This is a genomic window from Streptomyces sp. NBC_01446 (assembly GCF_026340095.1).
Lineage (GTDB): Bacteria > Actinomycetota > Actinomycetes > Streptomycetales > Streptomycetaceae > Streptomyces > Streptomyces aureus.
Genome location: NZ_JAPEPO010000001.1, coordinates 5182601 through 5206249, shown reverse-complemented (window position 1 = coordinate 5206249; position 23649 = coordinate 5182601). Strand labels below are relative to the sequence as shown.

General features: G+C 71.8%; 19 protein-coding genes. 11 read left to right on the top strand and 8 right to left on the bottom strand.

Translation table 11 applies throughout. The features are described from left to right. Nucleotides 1-13 precede the first annotated feature (13 nt). The gene (locus OG456_RS23360) at nt 14-331 is read left to right on the top strand and encodes a heavy-metal-associated domain-containing protein (RefSeq protein ID WP_266564052.1); all 318 of its coding nucleotides are present in this window, start codon (nt 14-16) and stop codon (nt 329-331) included. 91 nt (nt 332-422) lie between these two features. After that, complete coding sequence (locus tag OG456_RS23355) at nt 423-2768, top strand: cation-translocating P-type ATPase (protein ID WP_266564050.1); 2346 nt, start codon at nt 423-425, stop codon at nt 2766-2768. A gap of 633 nt (nt 2769-3401) precedes the next feature. On the opposite strand, the gene OG456_RS23350 is transcribed toward OG456_RS23355, so the two are convergent. The 3 genes from OG456_RS23350 to OG456_RS23340 form a co-directional block, all read right to left on the bottom strand. Continuing rightward, the gene (locus OG456_RS23350) at nt 3402-4691 is read right to left on the bottom strand and encodes a citrate synthase (protein ID WP_100594118.1); all 1290 of its coding nucleotides are present in this window, start codon (nt 4689-4691) and stop codon (nt 3402-3404) included. A 134-nt stretch (nt 4692-4825) separates the two neighbouring features. After that, on the bottom strand, nt 4826-7129 hold the full coding sequence (locus OG456_RS23345) for an ATP-dependent RecD-like DNA helicase (RefSeq protein ID WP_266564046.1): 2304 nt from the start codon (nt 7127-7129) through the stop codon (nt 4826-4828). A gap of 55 nt (nt 7130-7184) precedes the next feature. Next, a complete protein-coding gene (locus OG456_RS23340) occupies nt 7185-7772 on the bottom strand; it encodes a hypothetical protein (RefSeq protein ID WP_266564044.1) in 588 nt (195 codons plus the stop codon). Nucleotides 7773-8019: 247 nt separating this feature from the next. Between OG456_RS23340 and OG456_RS23335 the strand changes: the two genes are divergently transcribed. The 6 genes from OG456_RS23335 to OG456_RS23310 all read left to right on the top strand — a co-directional run bounded on the left by OG456_RS23335 (nt 8020) and on the right by OG456_RS23310 (nt 14653). Then, the gene (locus OG456_RS23335; protein ID WP_266564042.1) at nt 8020-9075 is read left to right on the top strand and encodes a LacI family DNA-binding transcriptional regulator; all 1056 of its coding nucleotides are present in this window, start codon (nt 8020-8022) and stop codon (nt 9073-9075) included. Further along, a complete protein-coding gene (locus OG456_RS23330) occupies nt 9072-10661 on the top strand; it encodes a sugar ABC transporter ATP-binding protein (protein ID WP_266564040.1) in 1590 nt (529 codons plus the stop codon). Before OG456_RS23335 ends, OG456_RS23330 begins: the two co-directional genes overlap by 4 nt. Continuing rightward, a complete protein-coding gene (locus OG456_RS23325) occupies nt 10651-12597 on the top strand; it encodes a substrate-binding domain-containing protein (RefSeq protein ID WP_266564038.1) in 1947 nt (648 codons plus the stop codon). The genes OG456_RS23330 and OG456_RS23325 overlap by 11 nt, the downstream gene beginning before the upstream one ends. 84 nt (nt 12598-12681) lie before the next feature. Continuing rightward, nucleotides 12682-13581 (top strand): ribokinase, encoded by a 900-nt coding sequence (locus tag OG456_RS23320; protein WP_266564036.1) that lies wholly within the window; start codon nt 12682-12684, stop codon nt 13579-13581. Continuing rightward, nucleotides 13578-13967 carry a D-ribose pyranase gene (gene rbsD, locus OG456_RS23315; protein WP_266564035.1) on the top strand — a complete coding sequence of 130 codons (390 nt, stop codon included), beginning with the start codon at nt 13578-13580 and terminating at the stop codon, nt 13965-13967. Before OG456_RS23320 ends, rbsD begins: the two co-directional genes overlap by 4 nt. 221 nt (nt 13968-14188) lie before the next feature. Continuing rightward, the gene (locus tag OG456_RS23310; RefSeq protein ID WP_266564034.1) at nt 14189-14653 is read left to right on the top strand and encodes a DUF937 domain-containing protein; all 465 of its coding nucleotides are present in this window, start codon (nt 14189-14191) and stop codon (nt 14651-14653) included. 45 nt (nt 14654-14698) lie between these two features. On the opposite strand, the gene OG456_RS23305 is transcribed toward OG456_RS23310, so the two are convergent. Genes OG456_RS23305 through OG456_RS23295 form a run of 3 tightly spaced genes read right to left on the bottom strand, consistent with a single transcriptional unit; the run spans nt 14699 to nt 17834 of the window. After that, nucleotides 14699-15496 (bottom strand): sugar phosphate isomerase/epimerase, encoded by a 798-nt coding sequence (locus OG456_RS23305; RefSeq protein ID WP_266569399.1) that lies wholly within the window; start codon nt 15494-15496, stop codon nt 14699-14701. Between the two features lie 32 nt (nt 15497-15528). Next, complete coding sequence (locus OG456_RS23300; protein WP_266564033.1) at nt 15529-16680, bottom strand: dihydrodipicolinate synthase family protein; 1152 nt, start codon at nt 16678-16680, stop codon at nt 15529-15531. Beyond that, nucleotides 16677-17834 carry a Gfo/Idh/MocA family protein gene (locus tag OG456_RS23295; RefSeq protein WP_266564032.1) on the bottom strand — a complete coding sequence of 386 codons (1158 nt, stop codon included), beginning with the start codon at nt 17832-17834 and terminating at the stop codon, nt 16677-16679. The genes OG456_RS23300 and OG456_RS23295 overlap by 4 nt, the downstream gene beginning before the upstream one ends. 165 nt (nt 17835-17999) lie before the next feature. Here OG456_RS23295 and OG456_RS23290 point away from each other — a divergent pair, with 165 nt between their 5' ends. Together OG456_RS23290 and OG456_RS23285 are read left to right on the top strand one after the other, a co-directional pair. Further along, nucleotides 18000-19058, top strand: a complete 1059-nt coding sequence (locus OG456_RS23290) for a LacI family DNA-binding transcriptional regulator (protein ID WP_266564031.1) — start codon at nt 18000-18002, stop codon at nt 19056-19058. A 378-nt stretch (nt 19059-19436) separates the two neighbouring features. Beyond that, nucleotides 19437-20237 (top strand): sugar phosphate isomerase/epimerase, encoded by an 801-nt coding sequence (locus OG456_RS23285; RefSeq protein WP_266564030.1) that lies wholly within the window; start codon nt 19437-19439, stop codon nt 20235-20237. Here the strand turns inward: OG456_RS23285 and aroA are convergent. After that, on the bottom strand, nt 20221-21471 hold the full coding sequence (gene aroA, locus OG456_RS23280) for a 3-phosphoshikimate 1-carboxyvinyltransferase (RefSeq protein WP_266564029.1): 1251 nt from the start codon (nt 21469-21471) through the stop codon (nt 20221-20223). The two genes, OG456_RS23285 and aroA, sit on opposite strands and share 17 nt — an antisense overlap. After that, a complete protein-coding gene (locus tag OG456_RS23275; RefSeq protein WP_266569398.1) occupies nt 21458-22393 on the bottom strand; it encodes an EamA family transporter in 936 nt (311 codons plus the stop codon). The genes aroA and OG456_RS23275 overlap by 14 nt, the downstream gene beginning before the upstream one ends. Before the next feature lie 121 nt (nt 22394-22514). On the opposite strand from OG456_RS23275, the gene OG456_RS23270 reads away from it, so the two are divergent. Beyond that, nucleotides 22515-23501, top strand: a complete 987-nt coding sequence (locus OG456_RS23270) for a LysR family transcriptional regulator (protein WP_266564028.1) — start codon at nt 22515-22517, stop codon at nt 23499-23501. Nucleotides 23502-23649 lie beyond the last annotated feature (148 nt).

The following is a 23649-nucleotide window of genomic DNA, read 5'->3' as shown; positions in this document are numbered from 1 at the left end:
CAAGGAGAACGACATGAGCGCCCAGACCGAGCTCCCCCAGATCGGCACCGAGTCGACCGGTTCCTGCTGCTCGCCCAGCGGTTCGTGCCACTCGGACGCCGCCGGGAGCGCCGAGGGAGCCGTCACCACCGTGTACCAGGTGACCGGCATGACCTGCGGCCACTGCGAGGGCGCGGTGTCGGACGAGATCTCGGGGCTGGCCGGCGTCATGTCGGTGAAGGCCGTGGCCTCCACGGGACAGGTGACCGTCGTCTCCGCGGCGCCCCTCGACGAGGAGGAAGTCCGGGCCGCCGTCGACGAGGCGGGCTACGAGCTGGCCGGCAGCGCCTGAGACCTCAGGGAGCGCCGGGCCGCCCATCACGGCCCGGCACCCGTGGTCGTACGCTCGGCGGTAGTCCCGTACGCCCCTGGAAAGAACCGCGATGACCACGCCCACGGACACCACGGCCGGGCCGCTCTCCGAAGTGGAGCTCGCCGTCGGCGGGATGACCTGCGCCTCCTGCTCGGCCCGTATCGAGAAGAAGCTCAACCGCCTCGACGGCGTGACGGCGACGGTCAATCTCGCGACCGAGAAGGCGAAGGTCGCGTACGCGCCCGGGGTCGAGGTCGCCGAACTGGTCGCCACGGTGCAGAAGCTCGGATACACGGCGGAGCCGGTCGTCCGGGAGGAGCCGGTCGTCCGGGAGGAGCCGGTCGAAGCCTCCGCGGACGGTCCGGACGGGGCCGGCGACGAACACCGGGACGAGGTCCGCACGGAAGCCGGGAGCGGTTCCGGGACCGGCGCCGAGCCCGACCCCACCACCCCTGTGCGCCGGCGGCTCGCCGTCTGCGTGCTGCTCTCCCTGCCCGTCGTCCTGCTGGCGATGGTGCCCGCCCTCCAGTTCGACAACTGGCAGTGGCTCTCCCTCACGCTCGCCGCCCCCGTCGCCGTCTGGGGCGGGCTCCCCTTCCACCGGGCCGCCTGGACCAACGCGCGGCACGGCGCCGCCACCATGGACACGCTCGTCTCCGTCGGGACGCTCGCCGCGTTCGGCTGGTCGCTGTGGGCCCTGTTCCTGGGCGACGCCGGGACGATCGGGATGCGGCACGGATTCACGTTCGCCGTCGACCGCACCGACGCCACCTCCACCATCTACCTCGAAGTCGCCGCGGGCGTCGTCACCCTGATCCTGCTCGGCCGCTATCTGGAGGCCCGCTCCAAGCGCCGGGCCGGCACCGCCCTGCGCGCCCTGCTCGAACTCGGCGCCAAGGACGTCGCCGTGCTGGACGCCTCGGGCGCGGAAGTGCGCCTGCCGGTCGGGCGGCTGAGGCCGGGCGACCGGTTCGTCGTGCGGCCCGGCGAGAAGATCGCGACCGACGGCATCGTCGTCGAGGGTGCCTCAGCCGTCGACGCCGCCCTGCTCACCGGCGAGTCCGCGCCCGTGGACGTGACCGTCGGCGACGCCGTGACCGGCGCGACCGTGAACGCCGGCGGCCGGCTCGTCGTCGAGGCGACCCGCGTCGGCGCCGACACCCAACTCGCCCGCATGGCGCGCCTCGTCGAGGACGCGCAGACCGGCAAGGCCGAGGTGCAGCGCCTCGCCGACCGGATCGCCGGCGTGTTCGTGCCGGTGGTGTTCGTCATCGCGCTCGGCACGTTCGCCGGCTGGCTGCTCGCCACCGGCGAGGTGACCGCCGCGTTCACCTCGGCCGTCGCCGTTCTGATCATCGCCTGCCCCTGCTCGCTCGGCCTCGCGACGCCCACCGCGCTCATGGTCGGCACCGGCCGCGGCGCCCAGCTCGGCATCCTCATCAAGGGCCCCGGGGTCCTGGAGAACACGCGCCGCGTCGACACCGTCGTCCTCGACAAGACCGGCACGGTGACGACCGGCCGGATGACGCTCCAGGACGCGTACGCCGCCGAGGGCGTCGAGGAGAAGACCCTGCTGCGGCTGGCCGGGGCCGCGGAGCACGCCTCCGAGCACCCCGTCGCCCGGGCCGTCGCGGAGGGCGCCGCCGACCGGGCCGGCACACTGCCCGCCGTCACCCGCTTCACCGCGCTCGCCGGGCTGGGCGTCCGCGGCGTGGTGGACCGGCACGACGTCCTGGTCGGCCGGGAGCGCCTCCTCGCCGAGCACGGCATCGCCCTGCCGCCCGCGCTGGCCGCCGCCAAGACAGCCGCCGAGGCCGCGGGCCGCACCGCCGTCGCCGTCGCCTGGGACGGGGAGGCACGGGGTGTCATCACGGTCGCCGACGCGGTCCGCCCGACGAGCGCCCAGGCCGTCGCCGAGCTGCGCGCGCTGGGCCTCACGCCGGTGCTCCTGACCGGCGACAACCGGATCGTCGCCGAGTCCGTGGCGCGGGCCGTGGGGATCGCCGAGGACGCCGTGTACGCGGAGGTCCTGCCGCAGGAGAAGGTCGACGTCGTCCGGCGCCTGAAGGCCGAGGGGCGCACCGTCGCCATGGTCGGCGACGGCGTGAACGACGCGGCGGCGCTCGCCACCGCCGATCTGGGGCTCGCGATGGGGACCGGCACGGACGCCGCGATCGAGGCGAGTGACCTGACGCTGGTGCGGGCGGACCTGCGCGTGGCCGCCGACGCGATCCGGCTCTCCCGCCGCACCCTCGCCACCATCAAGGGGAACCTCTTCTGGGCCTTCGGCTACAACGTGGCCGCGCTGCCGCTGGCCGCCGCCGGGTTCCTGAACCCGATGATCGCGGGCGCCGCGATGGCGTTCTCGTCCGTGTTCGTGGTGACGAACAGCCTCCGGCTGAGGACGTTTTCCTGAAGGTGAGCGGCCCTTTTTCTGGAAGGACTTCCCATCGCCCGTGGTCTGGCCCATCATCAAGGGGTCTTCACATTCGCCTCACATCACAACCGCAGCATTCTCACGTCCGAACCTCGATCTACATATGGGGTCTCTTGCGCACGATCAGGACATATGCAGGAGACGCAGATCACAGTGATCTGAACGTAACCATTTGAGGTTCTCGCGAGTCTAAGGAGGCGATGCAGAAACGTCTTGGGGGGCGTTTCTGTGTTGACCGGGGCCGTCTTGGGGGACGGACCCGACCGCGTTGGCCGGGACACGTGCCACGGAGAGCTTGAGCGGCCCTCCCGTGTACGCGTCCCGGCAGACCGCACCGTAGACGCCCGGACGGATCCCGTGGGGGGAATCCGCACCGGGAAAAGGAAAGCGCCCCGACTGCCGGCCCGTGGGGGGACTGGCAGCGGGGCGCTTTCCGCTTTCTCTTCACTTCTGCTCCCGCTCGACGCGGGGGGCGCGCTGCATGGTGTGCGGTCACGCAGCGCGCGGTGCACGGCGCGAGGCCTCAGCGGGCCTCGACGGGCACGAAGTCACGCAGGACCTCGCCGGTACTGTGCCGGCCCGGGGAACGACCCCCGGACCCCCGGCCGAGGATCAGCGAGCCTCGACGGGCACGAAGTCACGCAGGACCTCGCCGGTGTAGATCTGGCGCGGGCGGCCGATGCGCGATCCCGGCTCCTTGATCATCTCGTGCCACTGGGCGATCCAGCCCGGCAGCCGGCCGAGGGCGAACAGGACCGTGAACATCTCGGTCGGGAAGCCCATGGCCCGGTAGATGAGGCCCGTGTAGAAGTCGACGTTCGGGTAGAGGTTGCGCGAGACGAAGTACTCGTCGGAGAGCGCGTGCTCCTCCAGCTTGAGCGCGATGTCGAGCAGCTCGTCGGACTTGCCGAGGGCCGAGAGGACATCGTGCGCCGCGGCCTTGATGATCTTGGCGCGCGGGTCGAAGGACTTGTACACCCGGTGGCCGAAGCCCATCAGGCGGACGCCGTCCTCCTTGTTCTTCACCTTGCGGATGAAGGAGTCGACATCGCCGCCGTTGGCCTGGATGCCCTCGAGCATCTCCAGGACCGACTGGTTGGCGCCGCCGTGCAGCGGGCCCCACAGGGCGGAGATACCGGCGGAGATCGAGGCGAACATGTTCGCCTGCGAGGAGCCGACCAGACGCACGGTGGACGTCGAACAGTTCTGCTCGTGGTCCGCGTGCAGGATGAGCAGCTTCTCGAGCGCGGCGACGACGACCGGGTCGAGGTCGTACTCCTGCGCCGGCACGGAGAACGTCATGCGCAGGAAGTTCTCGACGTAGCCGAGGTCGTTGCGCGGGTAGACGAACGGGTGACCGATCGACTTCTTGTACGCGTACGCCGCGATGGTCGGCAGCTTGGCGAGCAGCCGGATCGTCGACAGGTGGCGCTGCTGCTCATCGAACGGGTTGTGACTGTCCTGGTAGAACGTCGACAGCGCGCTGACCACGGAGGACAGCATCGCCATCGGGTGGGCGTCACGCGGGAAGCCGTCGAAGAAGCGCTTGACGTCCTCGTGGAGCAGCGTGTGCCCGGTGATCTCGTTCTTGAAAGTGGAGAGCTCGTCGACGGTCGGAAGCTCGCCGTTGATCAGCAGGTAGGCCACCTCGGTGAAGGTGGAACGCTCGGCCAGCTGCTCGATCGGGTAGCCGCGGTACCGGAGGATGCCCTGCTCACCGTCGAGATAGGTGATCGCGGATTTATAGGCGGCGGTGTTGCCGTATCCGCTGTCGAGGGTCACCAGACCGGTCTGGGCCCGGAGCTTCCCGATGTCGAAGCCCTTGTCACCGACGGTGCTGTCGATCACCGGGTAGGTGTACTCGCCATCGCCGTACCGCAGTACTACAGAGTTGTCGCTCACGTCATCCCTCACCGACGTAGTGCCTCTTCTTCGAGGTGCCCTGACTGTTCTCTACCATCCCCCACTTGGCCCAGCAGAGTGCACTCGGGGTCGACCATTGGGCCTATTCGCGGCACTGAGTGCCGCCAACCTGCTCATCCTGCCCCCTTCGCCCCGCTTCCGGAAAGCCCGTGTGACGTTTCCGACTCATTTGATCGATCGAAAGTTACCAAACCGAAGGATGTGCCCCCGGAGAGCCGGAAACGGAGCGCCGTACAACGCCTTCCCGCGGAGACCGTGCGCACCGCCTGGCCGAGCGCCTTGCGTGAACCGACGAGCACCACCAGCTTCTTGGCCCGCGTGACCGCCGTGTAGAGGAGGTTCCTCTGCAGCATCATCCAGGCGCCGGTCGTCACCGGGATCACGACGCACGGATACTCACTTCCCTGGGAGCGGTGGATCGTCACGGCATACGCGTGAGCCAGCTCGTCCAGCTCATCGAATTCGTATACAACTTCCTCGTCCTCGTCGGTGAGCACGGTCAGCCGCTGCTCGTCCGCGTCGAGGGAGGTGACGACGCCGACGGTGCCGTTGAACACGCCGTTCTCCCCCTTCTCGTAGTTGTTCCTGATCTGGGTGACTTTGTCGCCCACGCGGAAGACCCGGCCGCCGAAGCGCTTCTCGGGGAGGTCGGGGCGGGCGGGCGTGACGGCCTGCTGGAGCAGGCCGTTGAGGGTGCCGGCGCCGGCCGGGCCGCGGTGCATCGGGGCGAGAACCTGGATGTCGCGCCGCGGGTCGAGGCCGAACTTGGCGGGGATGCGGCGGGCGGCGACATCGACGGTGAGCCGGCCCGCCTCCTCCGTGTCCTCCTCCACGAACAGGAAGAAGTCCTTGAGGCCCTGGGTGAGCGGATGCTGACCCCCATTGATGCGGTGCGCGTTCGTGACGACGCCGGACTCCTGGGCCTGGCGGAAGATGCGGGTGAGGCGGACCGCGGGGACCGGGCCGCCCTCGCCGAGCAGGTCCCGCAGCACCTCGCCCGCGCCGACGCTCGGCAGCTGGTCGACGTCGCCCACGAACAGCAGATGGGCGCCCGGCGGCACGGCCTTGGCCAGCTTGTTGGCCAGCAGGAGGTCGAGCATCGACGCCTCGTCGACCACGACGAGGTCGGCGTCGAGCGGCCGGTCCCGGTCGTAGGCCGCGTCACCGCCCGGCTTGAGTTCGAGCAGGCGGTGGACCGTGGACGCCTCGGCGCCGGTCAGCTCGGCCAGGCGCTTGGCGGCGCGGCCCGTGGGGGCGGCGAGGACGACCTTCGCCCGCTTGGCGCGCGCCAGTTCGACGATCGAGCGGACCGTGAAGGACTTGCCGCAGCCGGGACCTCCGGTGAGGACGGCGACCTTCTTCGTCAGGGCGAGCTTCACCGCCTCCTCCTGCTCGGGCGCGAGCTCGGCCCCCGTGCGCCCCGCGAGCCAGGTCAAAGCCTTGTCCCACGCGACGTCCCGGAACCCCGGCATCCGGTCCTCGTCCGTGCGCAGGAGGCGCAACAGCTGGGCGGACAAGGAGAGTTCGGCGCGGTGGAAGGGGACGAGATAGACCGCGGTCACCAGCTCTTCCCCGCCGTCCGGGCCCGGCACCCGCTCCCGTACGACGCCCTCCTCCTCGCCCGCCAGCTCGTCCAGGCACTCGATGACCAGGCCCGTGTCGACCTGGAGGAGTTTGACCGCGTCGGAGATCAGCTGTTCCTCCGGCAGGAAGCAGTGGCCCTGGTCGGTGGACTGCGAAAGCGCGTACTGCAGGCCCGCCTTGACGCGCTCGGGGCTGTCGTGCGGGATGCCGACGGACTGCGCGATGCGGTCGGCGGTGAGGAAGCCGATGCCCCAGACGTCGGACGCGAGCCGGTAGGGCTGGTTCTTGACCACGGAGATCGACGCGTCGCCGTACTTCTTGTAGATGCGCACCGCGATCGACGTGGACACCTCCACGCTCTGGAGGAAGACCATCACTTCCTTGATGGCCTTCTGCTCCTCCCAGGCGTCGGCGATCTTCTTGGTGCGCTTGGGGCCGAGGCCCGGCACCTCGATCAGGCGCTTCGGCTCCTGCTCGATGATGTCCAGGGTGTCCAGGCCGAAGTGACGGGTGATCCGGTCGGCGAAGACCGGGCCGATGCCCTTGACCAGGCCGGATCCGAGATAGCGGCGGATGCCCTGGATGGTGGCGGGCAGGACCGTCGTGTAGTTCTCCACGGTGAACTGCTTGCCGTACTGCGGGTGGGAGCCCCAGCGGCCCTCCATGCGCAGCGACTCGCCGGCCTGCGCGCCAAGCAGCGCGCCGACGACGGTGAGCAGATCACCGCCGCCGCGGCCGGTGTCGACGCGGGCGACCGTGTACCCGCTCTCCTCGTTGGCGTACGTGATCCGCTCGAGGACCCCCTCGAGCACCGCCATCCCCGGGTTCGACATGAGGCGACCGTACCCGTGGGGTCGGACACCCGGGGAGCGGTACCCGGGTTACGGACTACAGGCCGCCGCCCATGGGTTCGATGTCCACCTTGACGGGCGTGCCCCAGACCCGCACCACCTCGTAGTCCGTGAACGCGTGGACCAGGCGGTACGCCGAGGCCGCGCGGGGCTCCCTGCGCTGGGCCGCGAGATAGTGCTCGGCCTCCCTGCGGTCGTGCCGCGGGGTGCCGCACAGCTGCCACACCTGCCCGTTCCACTTCTCGGGGAGCCAGCGCTGCTGGGGCTGCGGGCGGTCCTCCCGGACGCCGTACCGCGACATCGCCGGGGCGTCCGCGCTCTCCCCCTGCCGGGGTCTCGTGGGATATGTGCCATTGATCTCGGAGCGGCGGGCGACGCGGCGACGGGTCTCGCAGAGCAGGCACAGGTCCTGCGCGTTCTCGTCGACCGGGCCCGTGGGGTGCTCCGGGCAGCGCGTGGTGGGCGGGTCGCCGGTGACGGAGTCCTCGATGAGGTCGAGCGCGCGCTTCACGTCCGCGCGCATCTCGTGCAGCTTGCTGTCGGGGGTGTCGGTGCTGAGGCCCTCGCCGTGCTCGCCGAGGAGGCGCAGGGCCCGGCCGAGCGCGGTGAGCTGTGCGTGGTTCACGGGCGTGTGCCCCTTCCGTGCGGGTTCCGTGGCTGACTCCGCCAGCGTCTCACGCACCACTGACACGGCCGTCCGACACCGGCCGCGAGGGCGGCGTACATCACGATCCGGTCTCGATAAGCGGAACGGGGGTTGCCAACAGTCCGTGTAATCGATTCCAATTCTCCGTGTAATCGATTCCATGACGGTGTCGAACCAGGTTTCGGATCCGTTCCGGACCAAGCAGCCACAAGGAGGTGGTCCTGCGATGGCGAGCATCAAGGACGTCGCCGCGGCGGCGGGTGTCTCCGTCGCCACGGTCTCGCGGGTGCTGAACAGCCACCCGTCCGTGAGCCCGGACGCGCGCGCCCGCGTGCTCGGCGCGGTCGACTCGCTCGGCTACCGCCCGAACGCCGTGGCCCGCTCCCTGCGCACCGCCCAGACCCGCACGCTCGGCCTGGTCATCAGCGACGTACTCAACCCGTACTTCACCGAGCTGGCCCGCTCCGTCGAGGAGGAGGCCCGCGCGCTGGGCTACAGCGTCATCATCGGGAACGCGGACGAGCAGCCCGACATCCAGGACCACCACGTACGCACCCTCGTCGACCGGCGCATCGACGGCCTCCTGGTCTCCCCCACCGACGGCGGCTCGCCGCTGATGCTGGAAGCCGCGCGCGCCGGTACGCCGATGGTCTTCGTCGACCGCTGGATCCCGGGCGTGGACGTGCCCGTGGTCCGCTCCGACGGGCGCGCCGCGGTGCGCGACCTCGTGGCCCATCTGCACGCCCTCGGCCACCGCCGCCTCGCCATCATCGCGGGGCCCGCCGCCACCACGACCGGCAGCGAGCGCGTCGAGGCGTTCCGCGAGGCGCTCGCCGCGTACGGGATATCCCTGCCGGACGCCTACATCGGGCAGGGCGACTTCCAGGCGGACAGCGGCCGGCGCGCGACGGAGCGCTTCCTGGCCCTGTCCGAGCCGCCCGAGGTCGTGTTCGCCGCCGACAACCTGATGGCGCTCGGCGCGCTCGACGCGATCAGGGCCGCCGGGCTGCGCGTCCCGCACGACATCGGGCTCGCGGCCTTCGACGACATCCCCTGGTTCGTGCACACCGACCCGCCGGTCACGGCGATCGCCCAGCCGACCAAGGAGCTCGGCCGGGCCGCCGTACGGGCCCTGATCGACCGCATCGAGGGCAGGCCCCCGCAGTCGGTGACACTGCCGGCGCGCCTGGTCGTCCGGCGGTCCTGCGGCGAGACAAAGAGCCCGGCTCCGGCTCCCGCAGACACCCCCACCGCCACGACCTCAACGAGGAGGAACCCGTGAGCAACCCGGAAGAGCGGCAGGCCCAGGAGTCGGCCGGGCCGCCCGAGGAGCTGCTGCGCATCGAGGGGATACGCAAGACGTTCCCCGGCGTCGTCGCCCTCGACAGCGTCGACTTCGATCTGCGCCGCGGCGAGGTGCACGTGCTGCTCGGCGAGAACGGCGCGGGCAAGAGCACCCTCATCAAGATGCTCTCCGGCGCCTACCGGCCCGACGCGGGACGGATCGTCGTCGACGGCCGGGAGACCCGTATCCACGGGGCCCAGGACGCCGAGCGCCTCGGGATCGCCACCATCTACCAGGAGTTCAACCTCGTCCCCGATCTGACGGTCGCCGAGAACATCTTCCTGGGCCGCCAGCCGCGACGCCTCGGGATGATCGACCGGAAGAGGATGGAGGCCGACGCCGAGGAGCTGCTGCGGCGCGTCGGCCTGACGGTGTCGCCCCGGACCCGGGTGCGCGAACTGGGCATCGCCCGGCTCCAGATGGTCGAGATCGCGAAGGCCCTGAGCCTGGACGCGCGCGTCCTCATCATGGACGAGCCGACGGCCGTGCTCACCTCGGAGGAGGTGGACAAGCTCTTCGGGATCGTGCGCGCGCTGCGCGAGGACGGTGTCGGCGTCGTCTTCATCACCCACCACCTTGAGGAGATCGCCGCGCTCGGCGACCGCGTCACGGTCATCCGCGACGGCAAGAGCGTCGGCCAGGTCCCCGCGTCGACCCCCGAGGCCGAGCTCGTACGGCTCATGGTCGGCCGCAGCATCGAACAGCAGTACCCGCGCGAGCGGCCCGAACTCAACACCACGGACGCTCCGTTGCTGCGGGTCGAGGGCCTGACCCGCGACGGGGTCTTCCACGACGTGCACTTCGAGGTGCGGGCCGGCGAGGTCGTCGGCATCGCGGGCCTCGTAGGTGCGGGCCGCACCGAGGTCGTCCGTGCCGTCTTCGGCGCCGACCCGTACGACAAGGGCACCGTCGAGGTCGCGGGCGCACGGCTGCCGCGACACGACGTGAACGCGGCGATGGCCGCCGGCGTCGGGCTCGTGCCCGAGGACCGCAAGGGGCAGGGCCTCCTCCTGGACGCCTCCGTCGAGGAGAACCTGGGCCTGGTCACCCTGCGCTCGGCGACCCGCGCGGGCCTGGTGGACCGCAGGTCGCAGCGCGTCGCGGCCGCGCGCATGGCCGAGCAGCTCGGCGTGCGCATGGCCGGGCTCGGCCAGCATGTGCGGACCCTGTCCGGCGGCAACCAGCAGAAGGTCGTCATCGGCAAGTGGCTGCTCGCCGACATCAAGGTCCTCATCCTCGACGAGCCGACACGCGGCATCGACGTCGGCGCGAAGGTCGAGATCTACCAGCTCGTCAACGAACTCACCGCGGCCGGGCACGCCGTCCTGATGATCTCCAGCGATCTGCCGGAGGTCCTCGGGATGAGCGACCGGGTCCTCGTCATGGCGCAGGGCCGGATCGCGGGCGAGCTCGCGGCCGGCGAAGCGACCCAGGACTCCGTGATGGCGCTCGCCGTCAGCACCGCGGCATCCCCGGCAACCACCCCCGTACACAATGAAGTGGAGGGCTCCCGTGGCCACTGACACGCTCAAGAGCAGCACGGCCGGCGCGGGTGGCCTGCGCCGCGTCCTGCTCGACAACGGCGCGCTGAGCGCCCTGGTCGTCCTGGTGATAGCCATGTCGCTGCTGTCCGGCGACTTCCTGACCACGCAGAACCTGCTCAACGTCGGCGTGCAGGCCGCCGTGACCGCGATCCTCGCGTTCGGCGTCACCTTCGTCATCGTCTCGGCGGGCATCGACCTGTCGGTCGGCTCCGTGGCCGCCCTGTCGGCGACGGTCCTCGCGTGGGCCGCGACCAGCGAGGGCGTCCCGGTGTGGATCGCCGTGATCCTCGCCGTCGTCACCGGTATCGCCTGCGGATTCGTCAACGGCGCGCTGATCTCGTACGGCAAGCTCCCGCCGTTCATCGCGACGCTCGCGATGCTGTCGGTGGGGCGTGGTCTGTCGCTCGTCATCTCGCAGGGCAGCCCGATCCCGTTCCCGCAGTCCGTCTCGCGCATCGGTGACACGCTCGGCGGCTGGCTGCCGGTGCCGGTGCTCGTGATGGTCGTCATGGGGCTGATCACGGCGCTGATCCTGGGCCGTACGTTCATCGGCCGGTCCATGTTCGCGATCGGCGGCAACGAGGAGGCGGCGCGCCTGTCCGGGCTGCGCGTCAAGCGGCAGAAGGTCGTCATCTACGCCCTGTCGGGCCTGTTCGCCGCCGTCGCGGGCATCGTCCTCGCCTCGCGTCTGACCTCCGCGCAGCCGCAGGCCGCGCAGGGCTACGAACTGGACGCCATCGCCGCGGTCGTCATCGGCGGCGCCTCGCTGTCCGGCGGCGTCGGCAAGGCTTCGGGCACGTTCATCGGCGCGCTGATCCTCGCGGTGCTCAGGAACGGTCTCAACCTCCTTTCCGTGTCGGCGTTCTGGCAGCAGGTCGTCATCGGCGTCGTCATCGCGCTCGCCGTGCTCCTCGACACCGTGCGCCGCAAGGCGGGCGCGACCCCGACGGCCGCCGGCGCCACGTCCGGGCCGGGCGGCTCCAAGGGCAGACAGGCCGCCCAGTACGTGATCGCGGCCGTCGTCGCCGCGGCGATCATCGGCGGCATCTCCCTCTGGAACAACGGCTCTTCGGGTAAGTCGACCAAGCTCGGCCTGTCCGTCTCGACGCTGAACAACCCCTTCTTCGTGCAGATGAAGGCGGGCGCGCAGGCCGAGGCGAAGAAGGAGGGCGTCAAGCTCACGGTCACGGACGCCCAGAACGACGCGTCCCAGCAGGCCAACCAGCTCCAGAACTTCACCAGTGAGGGCATGAGCTCGGTCATCGTGAACCCCGTCGACTCCGACGCGGTCGGCCCGGCCGTGCGCGGCGCCAACAAGGCGGACATCCCCGTCGTCGCCGCCGACCGCGGCGTCAACAAGGCGAAGACGGCCACGCTCGTCGCCTCCGACAACGTCGCGGGCGGCCGGCAGGCGGCGAAGACACTCGCCGACAAGCTCGGCGGCACCGGCAAGATCGTGATCCTCCAGGGCACGGCCGGCACCTCCGCCAGCCGGGAGCGCGGGCAGGGCTTCGCCGAGGGCATCAAGGCGTACCCCGGCATCAAGGTCGTCGCCAAGCAGCCCGCGGACTTCGACCGCACCAAGGGCCTCGACGTCATGACGAACATGCTCCAGGCCAACGCGGGCGTCGACGGCGTCTTCGCCGAGAACGACGAGATGGCCCTCGGCGCGATCAAGGCGCTCGGCTCCAAGGCCGGCAAGTCCGTCGCCGTCGTCGGCTTCGACGGCACGCCGGACGGCCTGAAGGCCGTCGAGGCGGGCACGCTGTACGCGTCCGTCGCGCAGCAGCCGAAGGAGCTCGGCCGGATCGCCGTACAGAACGCGGTCAGGGCGGCGAAGGACAAGAAGGTCGCGGAGATGGTGAAGGTGCCGGTGAAGGTGGTCACCTCGAAGAACGTCGCGAGCTTCAAGTAGCCGTCGCGAGTTCCGGGTCACCGGCCGGGGCGCCCGACCGGCCCATCGAGAACGCCCAACCAGAACACGGAGAAAGTGACAGCGATGCACGACTACGACCTGTTGGTGGTGGGGTCGGCCAACGCCGACCTGGTGACCGTCGTCGAGCGCCGCCCGGGCGCCGGGGAGACCGTCCTCGGCTCGGACCTGGCCGTCCACCCGGGCGGCAAGGGCGCCAACCAGGCCGTCGCCGCCGCGCGCCTCGGGGCCCGTACGGCGCTGCTCGCGCGGGTCGGTGACGACGGGCACGGACGGCTGCTGCTCGACTCGATGGAGCAGGCGGGAGTCGACCCGGTCGGTGTCCTCGTCGGCGGGGCGCCCACCGGGGTCGCCCTGATCACGGTGGACCCGTCCGGGGACAACAGCATCGTCGTGGCACCGGGTGCCAACGCCCGGCTCACCCCGCAGGACGTCAAGGCCGCGGGCAGCCTCTTCCAGGCGTCGCAGGTGGTCTCGGCGCAGCTGGAGATCCCGCTCGACACGGTCGCCGAGGTCGTACGGGCGCTGGCACCGGGCAGCCGGTTCGTCCTCAACCCGTCCCCGCCCGCTCCCCTTCCCGCCGAGGTCCTCGCGGCCTGCGACCCGCTCATCGTCAACGAGCACGAGGCGCGGGTCGTGCTCGGCGCGGACGTCACCGGGGAGCCCGAGGACTGGGCGCGGGCGCTGCTCGCCCTCGGGCCGCGCTCCGTCGTGATCACGCTGGGCGCCGAGGGCGCGCTGGTGGCCGACGGCACGGGGACGCGCCGCGTGCCGTCCGTCAAGGTCACGGCCGTGGACACGACCGGTGCGGGGGACGCCTTCACGGCGGCCCTGGCGTGGCGGCTCGGCGCGGGCGAGAGCCTCGCCGACGCGGCGGCCTTCGCGGCCCGCGTCGGCGCGGCGGCAGTCACGAAGGAGGGCGCCCAGGCGTCCTACCCGACGACCGCCGAGGTCGCGGCGCTGTGAAGAAGGCCGGAATACTCCACCGCCACCTGGCCGGCGCGCTCGCCGAGCTGGGCCATGGCGACGGCGTGCTCGTGTGCGACGCGGGCATGCCGATCCCGGCGGGGCCGCGGGTCGTGGATCTGGCGTTCCGGGCCGGCGTCCCGTCGTTCGCCGAGGTCGTCGACGGGCTCCTGGACGAGCTGGTGGTGGAAGGCGGGACGGCCGCCGCGGAGATCCGGGCCGCGAACCCCGAGGCCGCGGGGCTGCTCGCGGAGCGCCTTCCCGCGCTCGCCTTCGTCCCGCACGAGGAACTGAAGGAGCTCTCGCGGGACGCGCGGCTCGTCGTCCGTACGGGAGAGGCGCGTCCGTACGCGAACGTGCTGCTGCGCTGCGGGGTCTTCTTCTAGTTCCAGGCAGGTCCTGCTTGTGGGCATGCAAAAGGGGGCCCGGTCGGCGGACCGGACCCCCTGACGCTTCCCCTCCCCATCAGAACCCCCGCGATCCCCCCGGATCCCCCTCCAGAAGTCCTGATGCCACATACGACCCGCAAACCGCGGAAAGGGTTGCACCGTCCGCCCGGAAACTTTTCGGGGTGCCGACGCAGTGGGGCAGACGTAGCGTTTCCGGCATGAGCGAAAACACCGGATCTGCCGAACCCTCCCTGAAGGAGGACGTACTCGACGAGCTCGGCGACGACCGGCTCGTCGAGATCGCCGACCTGCTCGGTACGGACGCGGCGGGTGCGCAGGACGTCGTGGGCAGCACCGTCTCCGAGCTCTCCGGAGGGCTCAGGGAGAAGGCGACGGCCGATCCCGCGCAGGCCGAGGAGGTCCGGCAGGCGCTCGCCGAGACACAGGAGCAGCAGCCGTTGCGGGGCGTGGCCACCCTCGGCGGGCTCGGCGGTCTGGCGGCCGGCGGGCTGATGTCCCGGCTCCTGACGAAGATGAGCAGGCCGGTCGCGAACGCCGTGGCGAAGAAGACGGGCCTGCCGCCCGCGACGGTGTCCCGGGTCGTCGAACTCCTGATCCCGGTGCTGCTGACGGTCTTCACCAAGCGGGCCGCGGGCAGGAAGGCGGGCGGCGGCCCCAGGTAGCCGCCCCTCCGCCGCTGCCCCGAAGCCGGCCGCTGCCGGGAGGCCTCAGCCGGCGTGCCGCACGAAGCGGTCCGCCGTCTCCGCGAGGACCTCGCGCCCGTCGCGTGCCCACAGCCCGTCGTTGAACAGTTCCACCTCGATGGGCCCCGCGTATCCGGCGTCCTCGACGAGGCCACGCCACGCGCGCATGTCGATCGCGCCGTCGCCGATCTGCCCCCGCCCGTTGAGGACGCCCTCGGGCAGCGGCGTGGTCCAGTCGGCCAGTTGGAAGGCGTGCAGCCGCCCACCCGCCCCGGCACGCGCGATCTGCGCGGGCGCTCGGTCGTCCCACCAGACGTGGTACGTGTCCACGCACACGCCGACCTGCTCGGCGGGGAAGCGCTCGGCCAGGTCGAGCGCCTGCGCCAGCGTCGACACGACGCAGCGGTCGGAGGCGTACATCGGGTGCAGCGGCTCGATGGCGAGCCGGACCCCACGCTCGGCGGCGTACGGGCCGAGCTCCGCGAGCGCGTCGGCGATCCGCTCCCGCGCGCCGTGCAGGTCCTTGCTGCCTTCGGGGAGGCCGCCGGAGACCAGGACGAGGGTGTCCGTGCCGAGGGCGGCCGCCTCGTCGACGGCCGCGCGGTTGTCGTCGAGGGCCCGCACGCGCGCGTGCACGTCGATCGCGGTGAGGAAGCCGCCCCGGCACAGCGTGGTGACGGCGAGCCCGGCCTCCCGCACGAGCTTCGCCGCGGCCTCGACCCCGTACGTCTGCACGGGCTCGCGCCACAGGCCGACGCCCGGCACCTCCAACTCGGCGCAGACCGCGACCAGTTCTTCGAGGCCGAGCTGCTTGACGGTCATCTGGTTGATGGAGAAGCGGTCGAGGGCGTGGCTCACTGGTCGACTCCGTACAGACTGAGCAGGGACTTCATCCGGGTCTCGGCAAGGGCGGGGTCCGGGAACAGGCCGAGGCCGTCGGCGAGTTCGTAGGCGCGCGCGAGGTGCGGGAGCGGGCGGGCCGACTGGAGGCCGCCGACCATCGTGAAGTGGGACTGGCGGCCCGCGAGCCAGGCGAGCAGGACGACGCCCGTCTTGTAGAAGCGGGTCGGCTTCTCGAAGAGGTGCCGCGACAACTCGACCGTCGGGTCGAGCAGTTCACGGAACTTGGCGGTGTCCCCCGTGTCGAGGACACGCACCGCCTCGGCCGCGAGCGGGCCCAGCGGGTCGAAGATGCCGAGGAGCGCGTGGCTGAAGCCCTGCTCGTCGCCCGCGATCAGCTCGGGGTAGTTGTAGTCGTCCCCCGTGTAGCAGCGCACGCCCTGCGGGAGGCGGCGGCGCAGCTCGACCTCGCGCCGGGCGTCCAGGAGCGAGACCTTGATGCCGTCGACCTTGTCGGGGTGCGCGGCGATGACGTCGAGGAAGGTCTCGGTGGCGGCGTCGAGGTCCGGCGAACCCCAGTAGCCGTCCAGGGCGGGGTCGAACATCGGGCCGAGCCAGTGCAGGATGACGGGCTCGGCGGCCTGGCGCAGCAGATGCCCGTAGACGTCGAGGTAGTCCTCGGGTCCGGACGCCGCGGCCGCCAGGGCCCGCGAGGCCATGAGGATCGCCTGCGCGCCCGTCCCCTCCACGAGCGCGAGCTGTTCCTCGTAGGCCGCGCGGACCTCGGCGAGCGTGGCGGTCCCGGTCAATTGGTCGGTGCCCACCCCGCACGCGATGGCGCCTCCGGCCGACCTTGCCTCGGCGGTCGAGCGCCGGATCAGCTCGGCCGCGCCCGCCCAGTCGAGGCCCATGCCGCGCTGGGCGGTGTCCATGGCCTCGGCGACGCCCAGGCCGTGCGCCCACAGATGACGGCGGAAGGCGAGCGTCGCGTCCCAGTCGACGGCGGCCACGTCGGGGCCGGCGTCGGCGAGCGGGTCGGCGACGACGTGCGCCGCCGAGAAGACGGTCCGCGAGACGAGCGGCGCGCCCGTGGTGAAGGAGGCCGGCTCGGCGCGCGGGGTGTAGTCGCGCAGCGAACCGCCGGGGCCGGGGAGTCGGATCGTCACAGCGAGATCTCCGGGACGTCCAGGCGGCGGCCCTCGGCCGACGACTTCAGGCCGAGCTCGGCGAGCTGGACACCGCGGGCGCCGGCGAACAGGTCCCAGCGGTAGGGCGCGTCGGCGTACACGTGCTTGAGGAACAGCTCCCACTGCGCCTTGAAGCCGTTGTCGAACTCCTGGTTGTCGGGGACCTCCTGCCACTGGTCACGGAAGGAGTACGTGGCCGGCAGGTCCGGATTCCATACGGGCTTCGGGGTCGAAGCGCGGTGCTGGACACGGCAGTTGCGCAGTCCGGCGACGGCGGAGCCCTCGGTGCCGTCCACCTGGAACTCGACGAGTTCGTCCCGGTTGACCCGCACCGACCAGGAGGAGTTGATCTGCGCGACCGCGCCGCCGTCGAGCTCGAAGATGCCGTACGCCGAGTCGTCGGCCGTCGCGTCGTAGGGCTTGCCGCCCTCGTCCCAGCGCTGCGGGATGTGCGTCGAGGCCAGCGCCTGGACGCTCGTCACGCGGCCGAACAGCTCGTGGAGCACGTACTCCCAGTGCGGGAACATGTCGACGACGATGCCACCGCCGTCCTCCGACCGGTAGTTCCAGCTCGGCCGCTGCGCCTCCTGCCAGTCACCCTCGAAGACCCAGTAGCCGAACTCGCCGCGCACGGAAAGGATCCGCCCGAAGAAGCCGCCGTCGATGAGGCGCTTGAGCTTGAGCAGGCCCGGCAGGAACAGCTTGTCCTGGACGACGCCGTGCTTGATGCCCTTCGCCTTCGCCAGCCGGGCCAGTTCGAGCGCGCCGTCGAGGCTCGTCGCCGAGGGCTTCTCCGTGTAGAGGTGCTTTCCGGCGGCGATGGCCTTCTTGAGCGCCTCCTCGCGGGCGGACGTGACCTGCGCGTCGAAGTAGATGTCGATCGTGTCGTCGGCGAGGACGGCGTCGAGGTCGGTGGAGACGTTCGCCGGGTCGAGGCCGTGCTGCTCGGCGAGCGCCAGCAGCGCGTGCTCGCGGCGGCCGACGAGCACCGGTTCCGGCCACAGCACCGTGCCGTCGCCCAGGTCGAGGCCGCCCTGTTCGCGCAGGGCGAGGAGAGAGCGGACGAGGTGCTGGCGGTAGCCCATGCGCCCCGTCACCCCGTTCATGGCGATGCGCACCGTCTTGCGTGTCACGAGAGTCCCTTCGTACAGACGCCGATGAAGAACACGCTCGCGTAGCAAGCGCTTTCTACACGTGAAGAAGCTAGCCTCTGCACAGCCGGTCGGACAAGACCGGGGGCTGATGAAACGGGATGCGAGGCCGGACGGGGGACCGGACGGCGACCGGAGGATGATGCGATGACCGTGACCCTGGCGGACGTGGCGGCCCGCGCCCAGGTCTCCCCCGCCACCGTGTCCCGCGTACTGAACGGCAACTACCCCGTGGCCACGGCCACGCGCGAGCGGGTGCTGCGCGCGGTGGACGACCTCGACTACGTGCTGAACGGGCCGGCCAGCGCCCTGGCCGCCGCCACCTCCGACCTGGTCGGCATCCTCGTGAACGACATCGCCGACCCGTTCTTCGGGATCATGGCCGGGGCCGTGCAGTCCGAGATCGTGGGGCCCGGCGGCCGCGCGGGCGGCGAGCGGCTCGCGGTCGTGTGCAACACCGGCGGGTCGCCCGAGCGCGAGCTGACCTATCTGACGCTCCTCCAGCGCCAGCGGGCGGCGGCCGTCGTCCTCACGGGCGGCGCCGTCGAGGACACCGAGCACGCCAAGGCGATCTCCGGGAAACTGCGGCGCCTCGCGGACGCCGGGACCCGGGTCGTCCTGTGCGGCCGGCCGCCCGTGCCGGACGCGGACGCGGTGGCGCTCGCCTTCGACAACCGCGGCGGCGGCAAGGCCCTCACGGACCACCTGCTCGACCTCGGCCACCGCAGGATCGGCTACATCGCGGGCCCCGAGGAACGGACGACGACCCGCCACCGCCTCGAAGGGCACCGCGCGGCGCTGGCGGCGCGGGGCGTGCCCGACGACGCCGGGTGGACCGTACACGGCCCGTACGACCGGCGGTCCGGCTATGAGGCGACGGTCGAACTCCTGCGCCGCGAACCGTCGTTGACGGCCGTGGTCGCCGCGAACGACACGGTGGCGCTCGGCGCGTGCGCCGCGCTGCGGGAGGCGGGCCTGAGCATTCCGGGCGACGTGTCGGTGGCCGGCTTCGACGACCTGCCGTTCAGCGTGGACGCGGTACCGGCTCTCACGACGGTCCGGCTGCCGCTGGCGGAGGCGGGGGCCCGCGCGGGCCGCATCGCCATGGGCCGCGAGGCGGCTCCCGCCGGAGGGATGGCAGTGGTGCAGGGGGAGTTGATGGTGCGGGGGTCGACCGGGGTGCCGTCCAAGGGCTCCGGCGGTTGAGCCAGGCGCCGCCCTCGGCTCGGGGATCCCTTCATGCGACGGACGCCATGACCTCCCGCGCACCGATGGGACAGCTGGGGTTCCGGCCGCCCATGGGTGTGCGGGGGCACGTGCGTTCCGGTGAGCCGCCGACCAGGGCCTAGGCGACCCGCCTGGAGCGGGCGGTGAATACGTGGCCAACGCACGGAATCGGCTTGGCGCAGCCGTGACCCGCTTGGCGGGCGCGTTGCCGAAGCTTGGGCCGTGGAGCGGATTGCGCCCGGCGCCGTCAGGTGTCGTCCCGTCATCGGAGCACGTCGCGCGGCTCCTTCACCCGGCCGCCGCACGCGCGCCCGGCGCGCCCTTGACCCCTGCCCGGGGCCCGGTAGCGTCCCCGCCATGAAACTGGCCTTCTCCACGCTCGGGGTTCCCGGGCTTCCCCTCGCCGACGTCGTCCGGCTCGCCGACGATCACGGGTATCACGGTGTCGAGCTGCGCGCCCATCCCGAGGAACCCGTACACCCGGGGCTCGGGCTCACCGAACGGGCCCGCGCCGCCGCAGAGTTCAAGGCCACCGGGGTCGAGATCCTCGGGCTCGCCGGGTACGCGCGGGTGGCGGCTCCCGGCGAGGACGAACCCGTGATCGCGGAGATCAGGTCACTCCTCGAACTCGCCCGCGACGTCGGAGCGCCCTACGTACGCGTCTTCCCGGGCGGCGGAACGGAGCAGAGCCGCGCCGAGGCCGACGCCACGGCCGCCCGGCGCCTGGGCACCGCCGCCGAGTACGCCGCGGACCTCGGCGTGCGCATCCTCCTGGAGACGCACGACTCGCACCGCACCGGAGCCGACGCGACCCGCGTGCTCGGCCCGGTCGGGCACCGGCAGGTCGGCGCCCTGTGGGACGTCATGCACACATGGCTCGGCGGCGAGCAGCCCGTTCAGTCGTACGCGGCGCTGTCCCCGCACCTGGGCTACGTACAGGTGAAGGACATCGCGGGCGCCGACGACAGAACGCCGCTCGCGCTGGGCGCGGGCGTGCTGCCGCTCACCGAGGTCGTGGACGTGCTGTGCCGCGAGGGCTGGGACGGGTGGCTGTGCTGGGAGTACGAGAAGCGCTGGTACCCGGACGCCGCCCCGCTGCCCGGGCTTCTGACGGCCGGGCGCGAGCATCTCGCCCAGCTGCTCAACGAGTCGGCGTAGACGGCTGTCCGAACACCTTCGCGAAGGCCTCGTGGAAGTCGGGGAACGTCTTCCGCACGCACCCCGGGTCGTCGAACGTGACGCCGCCCGGGATCCGCAGGCCCGTCACCGCGAAGGACATCGCGATGCGGTGATCCCCGTACGTGGTGATCTCCGCCGGAGCCGGGGTGCCCGGCTGGATCTCGATCCAGTCGGGTCCCGTCGCCACCGTCACCCCGAGCGCGCGCAGGTTCTGCGCGCAGGCGTCCAGGCGGTCGCACTCCTTGACGCGGGTGTTGTGGACGTCCTCGATGCGGACCGGGCCGCTCGCGTACGGCGCGATCGCGGCGAGGGTCGGCATCGTGTCGGAGATGTCCCGCATGTTGACGGTGATGCCGGACAGGCCTGCGGGGGCGGTGACCGTGGTGCGGTCCGCCGTCGTCGCCACCCCGGCGCCCATGCGCCGCAGTACGTCGACGAACCCCAGGTCGCCCTGGAGCGCGTCCTTCCCGAGCCCTTCGACGGTGACCTCGGCGCCGGTGACGGCCGCCGCCGCGAAGAAGTAGCTCGCGGTCGAGGCGTCGGGTTCGATCGCGTAGGTGGTGGCGCGGTAGCCGCCGGGCTCGACCGTGAACACACTGCCGTCGCGGCGGACTTCGGCCCCGAAGCTGCGCATCATCGCGAGGGCGATCCCGATGTACGGCGCCGAGACCAGGTCGGTGACCGTGATGCGCAGACCGGTCCTGGTCAGCGGGCCGAGCAGCAGGAGCGCGGTGAGGTACTGGGAGGACTGGCCCGCGTCGAGGGTGACGTCGCCGCCCCGGACCCCGCGCGCCGTGACCGTGAGCGGATGATGCCCCTCGGTCTCCTCGTGACGGAGGTCCACACCCAGGTCGCGCAGGGCCCTGGTGAGCGGCGCGAGGGGGCGGCGGCGCATCTGGGGCGAGGCGTCGAAGCGGTACGTGCCGTGCGCAGCGGCCGCCGTGAGCGTGGGCAGGAAGCGGGAGGTGGTCGCGCCGTCCCGGCAGTACACGTCGGCGTCCGTGGCGGCGGGGCCCGTCGGGCGGCCCTCGATGCGCCAGGCGTCCGGGCCGCGTTCCACGCCGTAGCCGAGCCGGAGCAGTCCTTCGGCGAAGCCCTCGGTGTCGTCGGAGCTGAGGGGGCGCACGAGGGTGGTGGTGCCCCGCGCGGCCGCGGCGAGGAACAGGGCCCTCGCCGTCACGGACTTGGAACCGGGGATCTCAACGACTGGCATGCGCTTCATGGTCCTCGACGGGCAGCGCGGGCGCCGGAGTGTCCACACGCTGGACGGCCCGGTTCTGGGGAGGGGGCGCGAGCGACGCGAGGGCGACACCGCCGACGAGCAGCGCGGCGGCGCACCAGCGCAGGGGGCTGACGCTCTCGCCGAGGAAGAGCACGGCGGACGACATCCCGAACACCGGGACGAGCAGCGTGAACGGGGCGACCGACGAGGCGGGGTGGCTGCGCAGCAGGAAGCTCCAGGCGCCGAAGCCGAAGAGCGTGGTGACCCAGGCGACGAACGCGATGATGCCCGCGCCGGTCCAGTCGAGCGACGCGAGCGCCTGTGTGTCGCGGTCCCAGCCCTCGAAGGTGAGGGAGAGCGCGAGCAGCGGCAGGACGGGGACGGCCGACGTCCACACCATGAAGGTGAACGGGGCGGACGGCGCCGCCTTACGGGTGAGGACGTTCGAGACGCCCCAGCCGACGGCGGCCACGACGACGAGCGTGAAGCCGAGCAGGGGGCCGCTCGCGCCCTCGTCGGCGGCGGCGACCCCGATCCCGGCGAGCGCGACGACCATGCCGGCCAGGCGGATCCGGCCGGGCCGTTCGCCGAGCGCGACGAAGGCGAACAGGGCGGTGAACACGGCCTGGATCTGCAGGACGAGGGAGGAGAGCCCGGCGGGCATCCCCTGGTTCATGCCGACGAAGAGGAGGCCGAACTTCATGACGCCGAGGGCCAGTCCGACACCGACCACCCACTTCCACGCCACCGTGGGCCGCCCCACGAAGAACACGGCGGGCAGTGCCGCGACGAGGAAGCGCAGGGCCGAGAAGAGCAACGGCGGGAAGTGGTCGAGGCCGACCTCGATGACGACGAAGTTGACGCCCCAGATGGCGGTGACGAGGACGGCGAGCGCGATGTGGGACGGGCGCATGGGGAGCGTAGGAACCATGCGTCGAGGATCACCGGGCACGACTGTGTAGCACCAGCGCGAATGTCTGCATGGTTGAATTCAGTAACGCTAATGAATACCCCAGGCCCACCGGGAGGCCGGCATGCTCGATCTCCAGCGGCTGCGCGCGCTGCACGCCGTCTCCGTGCACGGCACGGTCGGAGCCGCCGCGGCGGCGCTCGGCTACACGCCCTCCGCGGTCTCGCAGCAGATCTCCAAACTGGAGCGGGAGACGAGGACCGTACTCCTCGAACGGCACGGGCGGGGCGTCCGCCTCACCGACGAGGCCCTCGAACTCGCCCGTACGGCACAGGACTTGATGGTGATCGTCGAGCGCGCCGAGACCGATCTGGAGGAGCGGCGCGGGCTCCCGGCCGGGCGGCTGACGATCGCCGCGTTCGCCTCGGCGGCACGCGGTCTGCTGCCGTCCGTCCTCGCGGATCTCGCCGTACGGCATCCCGCGCTGGACGCCCGGCTCACGGAGGTCGACCCGCATCTGTCGGTCGATCTGGTCGCCAAGGGGGCCGTCGACCTGGCCGTCGCGCACGACTGGGACATCGCGCCGCTGCCGGCCCCCGCCGGCGTGGAGCAGGCCACCATCGGGGACGACCTGTGCGACCTGCTCGTGCCGGCCGGCCATCCGCTCGCGGGACGTGACGCGGTGCGCCGCGAGGAGCTCGGCGGCGAGCGGTGGGTGTCGCAGCCACCGGGGCGCGTGTGCCACGACTGGCTGGTGCGGACGCTGCGGGCGGCGGGCTTCGAGCCCGACATCAGGCACCAGGCCGAGGAGAACCCGACGCTGACCGCGCTCGTCGCGGCCGGGCTCGGCGTCGCACTGATCCCCCGGCTCGGCCGCGGTCCGCTGCCGGACGGCGTCGTCGCCGTGCCGCTCGACCCCATGCCCGTACGGCACTTGTACGCGCTGTGGCGGACAGGGGCGTCACGCAGGCCGGCCATCGCGGAGGCGGTACGGACACTGCGGGAGCGGTGGGCCGAGGCCACCCGGGAGCCGGAACAGATGGATCGGACCGATCGGACGGATCAGACACATCAGACGGATCAGACGGATCAGACGGCTCAGACCCGCTGACCGGTACTCAGGAGCGGTGCCGCCCCCCTGGTTTCACCGGCGCACCACTTTCCGGCAATCCTCGGGAAGCGGGGAACCCGCCCGCGTGCCGCTCCGTCAGAACGGCATGCTGCCGGAGAGTCTCCGCAGAGCGGTGTCGGCCTCGCTG

Excerpts from the sequence above, each read along its gene's own strand:
- OG456_RS23360 (WP_266564052.1), top strand. The coding sequence starts at position 14 with ATGAGCGCCCAGACCGAGCTCCCCCAGATCGGCACCGAGTCGACCGGT.
- OG456_RS23355 (WP_266564050.1), top strand. The coding sequence starts at position 423 with ATGACCACGCCCACGGACACCACGGCCGGGCCGCTCTCCGAAGTGGAG.
- OG456_RS23345 (WP_266564046.1), bottom strand. The coding sequence starts at position 7,129 with ATGTCGAACCCGGGGATGGCGGTGCTCGAGGGGGTCCTCGAGCGGATC.
- OG456_RS23335 (WP_266564042.1), top strand. The coding sequence starts at position 8,020 with ATGGCGAGCATCAAGGACGTCGCCGCGGCGGCGGGTGTCTCCGTCGCC.
- OG456_RS23320 (WP_266564036.1), top strand. The coding sequence starts at position 12,682 with ATGCACGACTACGACCTGTTGGTGGTGGGGTCGGCCAACGCCGACCTG.
- OG456_RS23310 (WP_266564034.1), top strand. The coding sequence starts at position 14,189 with ATGAGCGAAAACACCGGATCTGCCGAACCCTCCCTGAAGGAGGACGTA.
- OG456_RS23305 (WP_266569399.1), bottom strand. The coding sequence starts at position 15,496 with ATGACCGTCAAGCAGCTCGGCCTCGAAGAACTGGTCGCGGTCTGCGCC.
- OG456_RS23290 (WP_266564031.1), top strand. The coding sequence starts at position 18,000 with ATGACCGTGACCCTGGCGGACGTGGCGGCCCGCGCCCAGGTCTCCCCC.
- OG456_RS23285 (WP_266564030.1), top strand. The coding sequence starts at position 19,437 with ATGAAACTGGCCTTCTCCACGCTCGGGGTTCCCGGGCTTCCCCTCGCC.
- aroA (WP_266564029.1), bottom strand. The coding sequence starts at position 21,471 with ATGCCAGTCGTTGAGATCCCCGGTTCCAAGTCCGTGACGGCGAGGGCC.
- OG456_RS23275 (WP_266569398.1), bottom strand. The coding sequence starts at position 22,393 with ATGCGCCCGTCCCACATCGCGCTCGCCGTCCTCGTCACCGCCATCTGG.
- OG456_RS23270 (WP_266564028.1), top strand. The coding sequence starts at position 22,515 with ATGCTCGATCTCCAGCGGCTGCGCGCGCTGCACGCCGTCTCCGTGCAC.